This is a genomic window from Archangium gephyra, from assembly GCF_042230915.1.
In the GTDB taxonomy this organism is placed as follows: Bacteria; Myxococcota; Myxococcia; order Myxococcales; family Myxococcaceae; genus Archangium; species Archangium gephyra_B.
Window position 1 is genome coordinate 8,021,554 of record NZ_CP102578.1, and the last position, 12,868, is coordinate 8,034,421.

11 protein-coding genes are annotated in these 12,868 nt (G+C 69.1%); 9 read left to right on the top strand and 2 right to left on the bottom strand.

What is annotated here, in order from left to right:
* Nucleotides 1-4: 4 nt before the first annotated feature.
* Nucleotides 5-562, top strand: coding sequence for an NADH-quinone oxidoreductase subunit B (locus NR798_RS31255; RefSeq protein ID WP_375766178.1), 558 nt, complete (start codon nt 5-7; stop codon nt 560-562).
* A 73-nt stretch (nt 563-635) separates the two neighbouring features.
* On the opposite strand, the gene NR798_RS31260 is transcribed toward NR798_RS31255, so the two are convergent.
* Nucleotides 636-1,106 carry a PaaI family thioesterase gene (locus NR798_RS31260; protein WP_375766179.1) on the bottom strand — a complete coding sequence of 157 codons (471 nt, stop codon included), beginning with the start codon at nt 1,104-1,106 and terminating at the stop codon, nt 636-638.
* Nucleotides 1,107-1,320: 214 nt separating this feature from the next.
* Here NR798_RS31260 and NR798_RS31265 point away from each other — a divergent pair, with 214 nt between their 5' ends.
* The 7 genes from NR798_RS31265 to NR798_RS31295 all read left to right on the top strand — a co-directional run bounded on the left by NR798_RS31265 (nt 1,321) and on the right by NR798_RS31295 (nt 9,157).
* Complete coding sequence (locus NR798_RS31265; RefSeq protein WP_375766180.1) at nt 1,321-2,571, top strand: adenylate/guanylate cyclase domain-containing protein; 1,251 nt, start codon at nt 1,321-1,323, stop codon at nt 2,569-2,571.
* An 88-nt stretch (nt 2,572-2,659) separates the two neighbouring features.
* Nucleotides 2,660-3,172 (top strand): NADH-quinone oxidoreductase subunit C, encoded by a 513-nt coding sequence (locus NR798_RS31270; RefSeq protein WP_375773848.1) that lies wholly within the window; start codon nt 2,660-2,662, stop codon nt 3,170-3,172.
* Nucleotides 3,173-3,209: 37 nt separating this feature from the next.
* Nucleotides 3,210-4,475, top strand: a complete 1,266-nt coding sequence (nuoD, locus tag NR798_RS31275; RefSeq protein WP_375766181.1) for an NADH dehydrogenase (quinone) subunit D — start codon at nt 3,210-3,212, stop codon at nt 4,473-4,475.
* The gene (locus tag NR798_RS31280) at nt 4,472-6,334 is read left to right on the top strand and encodes a 2Fe-2S iron-sulfur cluster-binding protein (protein WP_375766182.1); all 1,863 of its coding nucleotides are present in this window, start codon (nt 4,472-4,474) and stop codon (nt 6,332-6,334) included. The genes nuoD and NR798_RS31280 overlap by 4 nt, the downstream gene beginning before the upstream one ends.
* Nucleotides 6,335-6,336: 2 nt before the next feature.
* Nucleotides 6,337-7,818, top strand: coding sequence for an NADH-quinone oxidoreductase subunit H (locus tag NR798_RS31285; RefSeq protein WP_375766183.1), 1,482 nt, complete (start codon nt 6,337-6,339; stop codon nt 7,816-7,818).
* 17 nt (nt 7,819-7,835) lie between these two features.
* Nucleotides 7,836-8,594, top strand: coding sequence for a NuoI/complex I 23 kDa subunit family protein (locus tag NR798_RS31290; RefSeq protein ID WP_375766184.1), 759 nt, complete (start codon nt 7,836-7,838; stop codon nt 8,592-8,594).
* Between the two features lie 203 nt (nt 8,595-8,797).
* Nucleotides 8,798-9,157 carry a ferredoxin gene (locus NR798_RS31295; protein ID WP_375766185.1) on the top strand — a complete coding sequence of 120 codons (360 nt, stop codon included), beginning with the start codon at nt 8,798-8,800 and terminating at the stop codon, nt 9,155-9,157.
* A gap of 158 nt (nt 9,158-9,315) precedes the next feature.
* Here the strand turns inward: NR798_RS31295 and NR798_RS31300 are convergent, their stop codons facing one another.
* Nucleotides 9,316-11,889, bottom strand: coding sequence for a CHASE2 domain-containing protein (locus NR798_RS31300; protein WP_375766186.1), 2,574 nt, complete (start codon nt 11,887-11,889; stop codon nt 9,316-9,318).
* A 94-nt stretch (nt 11,890-11,983) separates the two neighbouring features.
* On the opposite strand from NR798_RS31300, the gene NR798_RS31305 reads away from it, so the two are divergent.
* The gene (locus tag NR798_RS31305) at nt 11,984-12,850 is read left to right on the top strand and encodes a hypothetical protein (RefSeq protein WP_375766187.1); all 867 of its coding nucleotides are present in this window, start codon (nt 11,984-11,986) and stop codon (nt 12,848-12,850) included.
* Nucleotides 12,851-12,868: the final 18 nt, after the last annotated feature.

Sequence of the window (12,868 nt, forward strand, 5' to 3'; positions counted from 1 at the left end):
AATCATGGCTGAATCTGATATCGCACCCGTACTGACCACCCGCCGCGACGAGGCCATGGGCTTCTTCGAGCGGATGGTGTCCAAGGGCCTGGGTTGGGCGCGCAAGTACTCGCTCTTCACCTACCCGTTCGCCACCGCGTGCTGCGGCATGGAGTTCATGTCCGTGGCCGCCGCCCGCCACGACATCGCCCGTTTCGGCGCCGAGTTCCCCCGGTTCTCGCCGCGCCAGGCGGACATGCTGATGGTGATCGGCACCATCAACCTCAAGCAGGCTCCCATCCTCAAGCGCGTGTACGAGCAGATGGCCGAGCCCAAGTGGGTCGTCGCCTTCGGCGTGTGCGCCTCGTCCGGTGGCTTCTACGACAACTACGCGGTGCTCCAGGGCATCGACCGCATCATCCCGGTGGACGTCTACATCCCCGGCTGCCCGCCGCGCCCCGAGCAGGTGCTCGACGGTCTCAAGCTGCTGCAGGACAAGATTGGCAACCAGGTGCACCGCGTCGGTCACCGGGGCTCGGCCCCGCACGATCTGCTGGCCAGCCAGTACAACCTCACCAAGTAGGCACCGCGCACCCCACGGTGCCGCGGCCCGGGGCCCCGCGAACCTCTCCGGAGGTGGCGGGGCCCTCGCCTTTCTACCAGCGGTGGTAGGCGGGGTGCCCCGGCTTCACCGACACGAAGGTGCCCCGGCAGGTGGCGCACACCTTGCCCCCGGCGGTGAGCGTCCCCTCGACGATGACCTTGTCGCCCTCGATGGAGACGGGCTTCGCCTCCAGGTGGAGCGGGCCGATGGGCGTAGGGCGCTTGAGCTGGATGGTGTACTCGGCGGTGACGGTGCACGGCGGGGCGTCCAGGCCGCGCTGCTTCATCAGCGCGTGAGCCGCCGTCCAGTTGCAGTGGCAATCCAGTAGCGCACCGATGATCCCCCCGTTCACCACGCCCGGGAAGGCCTGGTGGTGCTCGGCCGCCGTCCAGTCGGCGACGACGAGCTCCCCCTCCACGCGGCTGCGGATGTGCAGGCCCTGGGGGTTGGCGGGGCCGCAGCCGAAACAGACGAGGTTGGGAGCGAAGCGTTCCTGGAGACTCTCGTTGGGAGTGGTGGACATGGCGGCACCATAACGCCGCCGTTACTTCTTGGGACGCGTGGCGAGCAAGCGGGCTCGTGAATCGTGCGGACCTCCAGGGCACGTGCGAGAATGCGCCATCCCCCCTTACCGCCGAGGTCGCGTGGACGAGTCAGGGCAGACACGACCCCCCCTCATCGACTTCCTGCGGGAGCCGGTGGGGAGGGCCCTCGAGGAAGAGCGCCGGCACAACACCGTGCGCCTGGCGCTGCTGCGCTTCCTCGGCGTGTCCGCCATCCTGGCCGTCACGGTGTACCTGGCCCGGGTGCAGGGGCTGGCGGACTGGGAGGTGTACCTCGCCCCCTTCTCCGCCTACTGGGTGTGCACCGCGATGACGGTGGGCGTCGTGTGGCGCTGGCCCCGGGGGGCGAGCTGGGCCGGCCTGTCGCTCGCGGTGGTGGACGTGCCGGCCATCTACTGGCTGCAGCACCTCGCCCTGCCCGTCTCTCCTTCACCCGGAGGCGTGGCGGGCTTCACCCTGGGCCTCTACGCCTGCATCATCGTCCTGTCGGCGCTGTCCCTGCGCCGCCCGGTCATCTTCGCCGTGACGGGGACGGCGGCCATCGCCGAGGTGACCTTGCAGGCCGAGGCCTCCATCGGCGTGGGAGCCCGCGTGGTGGCGGTGGTGGTGCTGCTTCTGACGGCGGGGGCCGCCCGCTACCTCTTCCACCGCATCCGGGTGCTCATCTCCGCGGTGACGAGCGAGGAGCTCAAGCGCGCCCAGCTCGGCCGCTACTTCTCCCCCGCGGTGGCCGATCGTCTCCAGGACCTGGCCTCGCCCGTCTCCACCCCCGAGCTGCGCGAGGTGACCATCCTCTTCGCGGACCTGCGGGACTTCACCGCGCTCAGCGAGCGGCTGCCCCCCGAGGCCGTGGTGGCCGTCCTCAACGAGTACTACGGGCGCATGGTGGAGGTGGTGTTCCGCCACGGTGGCACGCTCGACAAGTTCATCGGGGACGCACTCATGGTGTACTTCGGCGCGCCCCTGGCCGAGCCGGAGCACCCCCGCAAGGCCGTGGAGTGTGCCCTGGAGATGGTGCGCGAGCTGGAGGCGCTCAACGGCGATCGGGCCGCCCGGGGCGAGCCCGGCCTGCGCATGGGGGTGGGCCTGCACACCGGCCGCGTGGTGCTCGGCAACATCGGCTCCATCACCCGCCGCCTGGAGTACACCGCCATTGGCGACACGGTGAACCTGGCCAGCCGCATCGAGTCCCTCACCAAGCAGCACCGCACCCCGGTGCTCGTCTCCCGAGAGACCCGCGAGCGGGCGGGCGAGGGATTTCACTGGCAGGAAATGCCCCCCACGCCGGTGGCCGGCAAGCGCGAGCCCGTCTCCACCTTCATTCCCGGGCCACTTCCCGCCTGGGAGGGCACCGAGGGTCCGGCCCGGAAGCCCCGTTCCGGCGAACGCCGGCTTCTGACTCGCGTAAGTAGTGAGGATGCCTGAGGGATTACGTTGACGCCTACCGGGGGGCATCCTTATAACGCGCCGGATTCCATAGCCAGCATTGGGGCCCCCTTTGAGCACTTTCGCACTGGACAGGGTCACCGCCCAGTTTCCGGAGGCGGTGGCAGAGCGCTACCTCGACCGCACTGGCGGCGCCTGGGCCGTCATCCACGCCGAGCACCTGCCCAAGGTCGCCGCGTTCCTGAAGAACGAGCTGGACTTCAAGCTCTTCACTTCCATTGACGCGGTGGACCGCCTCCACCTCGCGGAGAATGATCCGCGCTTCGAGGTCGTCTACTTCATCTACTCGCTGTCGCGGCACGAGCACGTGCGCCTGAAGGTGCGCGTGAGCGAGGCCCGTCCGGAGCTCCCCTCCATCGTGTCCGTGTTCCGCGGCGCCGACTGGTGGGAGCGCTTCGTCTGGGACTTCTACGGCATCCGCTTCTCGGGCCACCCGGACCTGCGCCGCGTGCTGCTGTACGAGGAGTTCCAGGGCCACCCGCTCCGCAAGGACTACGCCCTGCGCGACCGTCAGCCGCTCATCCCCGAGCGGCCCATCAAGGACATCTTCCGCGGCCCCGGTACCAGCGGCGTTTCCTGAGCGCCCCCACCGGCACAGCCCTCCGAGGACAGAGATCATGGCGGACCCCCACAAGCCCGTGTCACCCCCCAACCCCGAAGCGCCCAACCCGGACACCGACGCCTACGCCCACGAGGCGGAGCTGGAGGCCCACCTCCAGACCAAGCGGATGTACGTGAACATGGGCCCCTCGCACCCGGCCACGCACGGCACGGTGCGCCTCAAGGTCGAGCTCGAGGGCGAGAACATCGCCGAGATCGACTGTGAGATCGGCTTCCTGCACCGCGGCTTCCAGAAGAGCTGCGAGAACGTCACCTGGACGCAGTGCCTGCCCTACACGGACCGGTTGAACTACGTGTCCGCGATGATGAACAACTTCGGCTTCCTCAACGCCGTCGAGAAGCTCATCGGCCTGGAGATTCCGGAGCGCGCCCAGTACATCCGCGTCATCGGCTCGGAGCTGCACCGCATCCATGATCACCTGACGTGCGTGGGCGCGACGGGCATGGAGCTCGGTGGCTTCGCCCCGTTCCTCTTCGCGGTGGAAGCGCGCGAGCTCATCATGGACCGCGTGGCCGAGCTGACGGGCGCGCGGCTGACCACCAACTTCGGGCGCATCGGCGGCATGAACCGCGACCTGCCCGAGGGCTGGAGCGAGAAGGTCCTCAAGACGCTCGACAAGGTCATGGAGCACGTCAACGAGATCGACGGGCTGCTCTCGCGCAACCGCATCTTCGTGGACCGTACCAAGGACACGGGCATCATCACGGCCGAGGACGCCATCGACTACGGGTGGACGGGCCCCTGCCTGCGCGCCTGCGGCATCAACTACGACATCCGCAAGACCAAGCCGTACTGGGTCTACGACCGGATGGATTTCGATGTGCCGATCGGTGAGAAGGGCGACAACTACGACCGGTACCTGATGCGCATCGAGGAGATGAAGCAGTCGGATCGCATCATCCGCCAGGCGCTCAAGCAGATTCCGGCCGGCCCCATCATCCTGGACGACTGGCGCATCGCGCTGCCGCCCAAGCCCGAGGTGTACGGCACCATCGAGGGCGTCATCTCGCACTTCAAGCTGGTGATGGAGGGCATCCAGGTGCCCGCCGGCGAGGTGTACGACGCCACCGAGGCCGCCAACGGCGAGCTGGGCTGGTACATGGTGAGCGACGGCAGCGGCCGTCCGTACAAGGTCCACGTGCGCGCGCCGGGCTACCCCATCCTGTCCGCCGTGCCCCACATCATCAAGGGCAAGCTGCTGGCGGACCTCATTCCCACCTTTGACACGATCAACATGATCGGCGGCGAGGTCGAGCAGTGAGCGACAACGACAACAAGAAGCCCACCGGAGACGCCCAGCCGCCCCCGAAGGGCTCGCCCACGGATACGCCGGCGGCGAAGATCGGCTCCCAGCCCTCCAACCCGCCCGCGGGCGCGAAGCTGGAGACGCCTCCGGCCGCGCACAGCGCCCCCACCGCGCCGCCGCCTCCCGCGGCCAAGCCGGCCGGGCCGCCCCCGCCGAAGAACCCGGGCTTCGTCACCTGCACCATCGACGGCAAGGAAGTCGTCGTGAAGCCGGGGACGAACATGATCGAGGCGGCCCGGATGGTCGGCTCGGACATCCCCTACTTCTGCTACCACCCGCGCCTGTCCATCGCGGCCAACTGCCGCATGTGCATGGTGGAGGCCTCCAACGCCCCCAAGCTGGTGCCCGGCTGCCAGACTCCGCTCGTCGAGGGCCAGGTCATCAAGACCACCACGCCCAAGGTGAAGGAGCAGCAGCGCGCCGTCATGGAGTTCCTGCTCCTCAACCACCCGGTCGACTGCTCCATCTGCGACCAGGCCGGTGAGTGCAAGCTGCAGGACTACTACATGCGCTACGACTACCGCCCCTCCCGGCTCGAGGGCGGCAAGGTCATGAAGAACAAGCGCAAGGTCTTGGGGCCCCGCGTGGTGCTGGACCAGGAGCGCTGCATCATCTGCAGCCGCTGCGTGCGCTTCATGAACGAGATTCCGAAGGAGCCGCAGCTGGGCATCTTCGGCCGTGGCAGCCACGAGGTCATCGACACCTTCCCGGGCAGCGAGCTCAACAGCAACTACTCGCTCAACACCGTGGACATCTGCCCGGTGGGAGCGCTGCTCAGCCGCGACTTCCGCTTCCGCGCCCGCGCGTGGTTCCTGTCCGCCGCTCCCTCCGTGTGCACCGGCTGCTCGCGCGGCTGCAACACGTACGCGGACTTCATGGGCCAGGACACCTACCGCTACCGCCCGCGTGAGAACGAGGCCGTCAACAAGAGCTGGATGTGCGACCACGGCCGCGAGACCTACAAGGGGCTCAACGTCGGCCGCGTGCTGAGCGCCGTGGTGGGCCGCCAGCAGGGCGTCGCCGCCCGTCCGGAAGTGGCGCGCAAGGAGGCCATCCAGGCCGCCGCCAGGGCGCTGGCCGGCGTGAAGGGCCAGGTGGCGGTGCTCGCCTCCCCCGTGTCCTCCAACGAGGACCTGCTCGCCGCGCTCACCTTCGCCAAGGCGACGCTGGGCGCCAAGGAGGTCTACGTCGGTGGCCGTCCGCAGGGACAGGCCGACCACTACCTCCTCACGGCGGACCGCAACCCCAACCGCAAGGGCCTGGAGATGATCGCCCAGGGCCTGGGGCTGGCGCTCAAGCCCTTCGAGGACCTGGCCAAGGCCATGGACGGCGGCAAGGTGAAGGCGCTCTACGCCGTGGGCACCGAGGTGCCGGGCAACGTGGAGGCCTTCGCCGCGGCGGCCGCGAAGCTGGACGTCTTCGTGGCGCAGGCGACGAACGAGTCGGCCATCACCGCGCAGGCCACCGTGCTGCTGCCGGCCTCCGCGCACGTGGAGTTCGATGGCTCCTTCGTGCAGGTGGACGGCCTCATCCAGCGCTTCCGCAAGGCCTACCCCTCCAAGGGTGACGCCGTGGGGCACCAGGCGCTGGCGGCCGAGCTCACCCGCGAGATGGGTGGCACCGCCGCCTGGACGTCCACTCGCGAGGTGTTCCGCGAGCTGGGCAAGCAGGTGACCGGGTTCGCCGAGTTCGACTGGGACAAGTCCGCGCCTCCCGACCGGGAGAAGCCGGGCATCAACCCGCTGCCGACCGCCGCCGACGGCCGGCCTCCCGGGTATCGTGAGTTCGGCGCTCCCAGGGTCCGAGGTCTCTGACAATGAAGCGCACACTCACCATGCTGTTCTGGTTCGGCGTCATGTTCGCCCACTTCGTGGGCATCATGGCCGCCGCCTACCTGTTGGGCGGTCTCGCGGAAGGCCTCTTCCCGGGGGCCAGCCGCCTGACGAACATGGTCATCCTGATGATCGCCACCGTGATGGGCATCGCGTCCCTGCTCACCGTGGCCGAGCGCAAGTGGAGCTCGCTGATGCAGAACCGCATCGGCCCCAACCGCGCGCGCATCAACCTGCCGATCATCAAGAACAGCGCCCTCGTGGGCATCCCCCACTTCCTGGCCGACGGCATGAAGATGCTGTTCAAGGAGGACTTCCTCCCGGCCACGGCCAACAAGCTGCTCTACAACCTGGGGCCCATGCTGGCCTTCGCGCCGGTGTTCGCCCTCTACGCGGTGGTGCCCTCCGGCCCCACGGTGTCCGTGTTCGGCAAGAGCGTGGACATGGTGGTGGCCACCCCGGACTTCGGCCTGCTCTACGTGTTCGCCATCGCCTCGCTGGCGGTGTACGGCACGTCGCTGGCCGGCTGGGCCTCCAACAACAAGTTCGCCCTGCTTGGTGGCGTGCGCGCCGCCTCGCAGATGATCTCCTACGAGGTCGCCCTGGGCTTGTCGCTGGTGGGCCTGATGATGGCCTTCTCCACGGTGCAGCTGCCCGCCTTCGTGGGCAACGTGACCAACGAGCTGGGCATGGGCAACGCCGCCGTCGGCCAGGCCCGCTACCTGTGGGAGGCGCGGGTCGGCAGCTTCGACATCGGCATCCCCGCCTGGGGCTTCCTGCTGCAGCCGCTCGGCTTCTTCCTGTTCTTCGCCGCGGCCTTCGCCGAGACCAAGCGCGCCCCCTTCGACACGCCCGAGGGTGAGTCGGAGATCATCGGCTACTTCGTCGAGTACTCGGGCATGAAGTTCGGCCTCTTCATGATCTCCGAGTTCGTGGAGATCGTGGTCCTCTCCGGCCTGATCGTGGTGCTCTTCTTCGGCGGCTACCACCTGCCCTTCGGCGGCGAGTGGGTGTCGAACCTCGAGGTGATGAAGCAGTACGGCTGGCTGTACGGCACCGTGCTGGGCACCGTGTTCTGGGCGAAGGTGATGTTCTTCGTGTGGCTGCAGCTGGCCATCCGCTGGACGTTCCCGCGCTTCCGCTACGATCAGATCCAGACGCTCGGCTGGAAGATCCTCCTGCCCATCGGCCTCTTCAACGTGTTCGCCACGGGCGCGCTGGTGCTGTGGGATCCGTCCCTGCGGGCGCTGGCGGTGTTCGGCCTGCTGCAGATCGGCCTGCTCATCACGCTGACGATGTCCTCCGCCCTCAAGTCCGAGGCGGGCGCCGGGGGTCACGGGCACGGCCACGACGCCCACGGGCACGGCCACGACGCGCAGGGTCACGGCCTGCCGGCCCACGGGCACGCCGCTCACGCGGACACTCATTCCGGTGCGCACTCCGGTGCCACCGCGGCCTCGCACTAGGCTGAGAGAAAGACACCATGGCTTACAAGGCGACTCAGGATCCCCGCACAGACATCCGCGAGCGTTCCTACCTGCCGGAGCTGATCAAGGGCCTGGCCATCACCACGCGGCACTTCCTGCGCAACCTCTTCGGGACGCGGGAAGTAGGCGTCCCGTTCGAGGACCGCCAGGGCACCAGCCTCGTCACCACCGTGCAGTACCCGGAGGAGAAGACTCCCTATCCTCCCGGGTACCGCGGGCTGCACCGCCTGGTGCCGCGTGACGACGGCAAGCCGCGCTGCGTGGCTTGCTACATGTGCGCCACCATCTGCCCGGCCCAGTGCATCTACATCGAGGCCGGGGAGTACGAGGCGGACGCGGCGGAGGGCGAGTCTCGCGTCATCGAGAAGTTCCCCACCCAGTTCGTCATCGATGAGCTGCGCTGCATCGTGTGCGGCCTGTGCGTGGACGCGTGCCCCAAGGACGCCATCCGCATGGACACGTACACGCACACTCCGGCGGAGTACAACCGGCAGGGCTTCGTCTACGACATCCCCAAGCTGCTCAAGGGGCCCGCCGTCTCCCACCCGTCCGACCCGTGGAACAAGCGCCCGGGCTCGGAGCAGCCGGCCCACGTGCACAAGGAGGCCCACACCCGCGTCGGCGAGGGCCACGAGGCGCACCACGGCCACGAGCTCGCCGCCGGCCACAGCCACGGCGACCACGCCACCCCGGGGACGCGCACCACCGTCGTGTCCAACGAGGGCCCGGTGCCCGTGACGAAGTTCCTCAAGTAGTAGGACGTCCGGCGGCACTGCCGCTCCCGGCCCGCCCTCCCCGCTCGCATGCGGTGGACGGCGGGCCGGTGCCGTTTCAAGGGGGGCGGGCGTGCAGCCGCATTGGAGCCCTACAACCCTGCTCCCTGCGTGCGAGGGGGCTGGCCCTCAGCGGCTGCGCGACCCTTTCCAGCCACTCGCAAACTCCGTAGGGTGGATGGCGCATGAAGCGCTACCGCCTCTCCGTGTGCAAGGGCTCGAGCTGCAAGGCAGGCGGCTCCGACACCGTGGCCGCGGCCGCCCGCGACGAGCTGTCCGCACGCAAGCTCCAGGTGCGCTGCGAGCTGTACCGCGGAGGCTGCTACGGCTTCTGCCACATGGGTCCCAACGTCGTCATCCGCGAGGAGACGGGACGCAAGAGGGATCCGCTCTCCCCCGAGGACTTCCAGCTCATGGGCTGGGAGGGCGAGGTGTACTACTCGCACATGACCCCGGAGAAGATGAAGCGCGTGGTGGCCGAGCACATCGAGCAGGACAAGCCCGTCGTCGAGCTCTTCGGCCACCCGGACGAAGCGGACGACTGATCCGCGGCCATTTCCCCTCGCCCTCCGGGAGAGGGACGGGGTGAGGGTATCGGGTGAACCCGGGTTGAACCCTTGGCTGCCAGTGGGGGCCACGGGTTGGAGAACGGGCTCGGGCACCCTCACCCTGACCCTCTCCCGAGGGGAGAGGGGATATTCGTTCACTGTCCCTCGAGCGCGAACACGCCGTCCCAGTCCTCCGGCGGCGCCGCCGAGGCGAACTTGCGGCAGCGCTCGGCGTACACCCCGGCCACCGCGTCCTGGTACGTCTCCGCGCCCTGCGTGAACAGCGCCAGCGCCTCGTCGAAGCGCCGCTGGTGGTACGCCGTGAGCGCCTGCTCGTAGAGCGCCAACTGCTCCTGCACCTGCGGAGAGATCTCCCCCTTACGGCCCACCAGCTCGTGCAGGCGCGTGGGCTCGGTCCGGCCCTTGAGCCGCACCCGGTCCACCTCGCGGAAGACGTAGGAGTCCTGCGCCAGCCGCGCCGCGCCGTCCCCCACCAGCACGAAGGTGCCGTAGCCCCGGTTGAGGCTCTCCAGGAACATGGACAGCTTCACCGACTCGCCCATCACGGAGTACTTGGACTCGAAGTCGCTGCCCATGCCGCCCACCAGCACCTCGCCGCTGTCGATGCCGATGCGGCACTGCAAGTGGTGGCCGTACGTCTTCTCCCAGTACGCCTGGCGCTCCGACAGCACCGCCCGCACCTTCAGCGCGGCCTCGCAGGCATGGTGCGCGTGGCGCTCGGTGCGCACCGGCGCGCCCCAGAAGGCCATCACCGCGTCGCCGATGTACTTGTCCACCTGGCCACGCGTGCCGCGCACCACATCCGTCATTTCCGTCAGGTAGTCGTTGAGCAGCTGGATGAGCCGCTCGGGAGACAGCTCCTTGGACAGCCGCGAGAAGCCGACCAGGTCACAGAAGAAGACCGTCACCTCGCGGCGCTCGGGCCGCGTCAGCAGGCGCAGGTCGCGCGTGACGAGCCGCGCCACCTCGGGGCTGACGTAGCGGCCGAGCACGTCCGTGATGAAGTGGCGCAGCTGCCGCTCGGAGCGCGAGGCCTGGACGATGGTGAAGATGAAGGTGAGGCCCATGGCCAGCAGCGGGCCCATCATCGCCACCCAGAGCAGCTTGTTGACGAAGACGTACCAGGCCGCCCCGGCGTACAGCAGGCCCACCGCCGTCATGGCGCTCAGGTACATCAGCACGTCGCCAAACGAGCGCAGGCCCCGGTTGAAGGTGAGCGCCACGAAGGCGCCGATGAAGGCCAGCCCCAGCGTCAGCAGGAGATCCATCCGCGGCGTGGCGCGGGTGATGCCCTCGGACTGCAGCAGGTTCACCAGCGACTGCGCCAGCACCGCGCCCGAGGGCGTGTACTCGCCAATGGGCGTGTGCTCGTAGTGCATCCCCTGGCGCGAGGTGTTGGTGAAGACGATGAGGCGCCCCTCGATGTCGTGCACCGCCCGGGGTGGCACGCCCTCGCGCACGGCGAAGAGGTTGAGTAGCACGTTCCATGCGGGAATGGCCCGCGACACCGAGCCTCGCGAGCCCCGCCCCACCTCCGCCGCGTCCCAGCGCACCAGGCTGTAGCCGGACTCGTCCATGGGGATGGAGAACCGGTCCCCCACGTACAGCCGGCCGTCCGCGTAACGCAGCTGACGCGTGTTCGCCAGGCGCATCGCCGCCATCAGCGGCATCGACGGCAGCACGTGCCGGGCGCCCTCGCGCGAGCGGTAGCTCACCAGGTGCGGCACGGCGCGCACCACGCCGTCCGGCTCGGGCACCACGGTGCTGGCCCCGTACAGGCTCGCCTTGCCGAGCAGCGGCGCCACCGGGTGCTCCAGCTGCCGCACCTCCTCCAGCTGCGCCACGTCCAACCCCTCCACCTGCACCTCGGCCAGTGACACGAACAGCTCGAGCGGGCCCACGCGGTGCGTGTCGTCCGTCACCCGGCGCTCCTGCACCTTCGGCGGCTCGCGCACGCCCTGCGCCTGCGCCACCTCCCTGCCCTCCTGCTCGCTCGCCACGCCCGCCCACACCTCCAACGCGTTGCCCGTGGGGATGAGGAACGCCGGACGCTGATCCGCCAGCACCGACTGCAGCCGGCCCCGGGCCTGCGCCTCGTTCGGGTAGGTGCCCAGCCTCACGCGGTACGGCCACAGCCGGCTGCCCGCGGGGATGCCCCGGTCCAGCGACCACGAGAAGGCCAGCAGCGACTTCTCCGGGTGGCGATCCAACAGCTTGCGGAAGACCTGGTCATCGTCCAGCCCCTCCAGGCCCGGCGTGCCCTGCGCGAGGCAGGCGCGCGGGCTGCGCTCGGTGAAGGGGAAGTCGAGCAGCACCAGCTCCGCGCCCTCGTCGACGAGCCGGTTGGACAGGCCGCCGAGAATCTCCCGGGGCCACGGGTTGGAGGCGATACCCGGGTGATCGTCCTGGCGGGCCTCGGCGAGCGTCTCGTCATCGAGCGCCACCACCACCACGCGATCCGAGCGCGAGGAGCGGCCTCCCAGCGAGCGGGCGCGCCAGTCATAGGTGCCGCGCTCCCAGGACTGCAGCCACGCCGAGGGCCGGGCCAGCAGCGCGATGGGGGTGGCGTCCTCGGACAACTGCGCACGGGGCACGCGGTAGTAGACGAGCAGCCCCAGGATGGCGCCGAAGAGCGTGGCCTGCAGGAGCGAGTAGCCGAGCCGCTGCAGGAAGCGGAGACCGGCCGAGTAGATGGGAAGGCTTCGCACGGGAGCAGGCACCATACCGCGTTCGGCCCACGTCCCCAGCCCTCCCGTGGCCCTGATATGCTCGCTCGCCGGGCCGTCCTTCCGGAAAACGCACATGAAACGCATCCTGCTGTCCGCCGCCGTTACCGCTCTCCTGCTCACCCCCCTTGCCTGCAACTTCGACCAGCTCCTGGCCGAGAAGGTGATGGTGGGCACCCTCCTGTCCACGCCCGACGTGGACGTGTCGCTCTACGCCATGGCCGGGGGCGATGCCGGCACGCTGCCCGACGGCGGCGTCCCCGAAGGCGAGCGGCTCACCATCCCGGGCCAGACGGCCGCCTTCGTCTTCTTCGCCACGCGCAACGGCGAGCAGGGCACCCCGGAGCCCATCACCGACGCCACCGTCCGCATCGAGGTCCAGAACGGCACGCCGATCGCCCTCGACAACAAGGGCGTGGGCACCTACAGCGCGACGAGCGACTTCGGTGACGAGACGGGCGTGAAGTACCAGAACGGCGCCACCTACAACTTCGTCGCCGTGCACGGCGGCAACTCGCACGTGGGCCAGGTGAAGGACGCGCCGGCCCTGGAGCGGATCGACGCGCTCCACCCGGCCGGGGGCTATGTGCGGCACATCGCCAACATGGGCCTCACGCTCAAGCGCCCCGCGAACGGCGGCAAGGAGCGCACGCTCGGCTTCGTCACCGTCGTCCCGGTCGACACGGATGGCCAGAAGGGCGAGCCCACCTACACCAACATGCCCAAGGAGCCGCTGGACTTCCTGCAGCTCGTGACGGCGACCGGCGAGTGGCAGCGGGAGAGTCTCCCCATCCCGGGCAGCGCCTTCCCCCAGAAGGACAGCAACTACCTCGTCATCTTCCAGACGGCGCAGCTCGGCGGCGCCCAGTCCGACAACCTGTTCACCGGCAGCACCATGCTGGTGGGCACCGCCGACCTGGGCCTCGTGCACACCATCGAGTAACTCTCCCCTCTCCCCCTG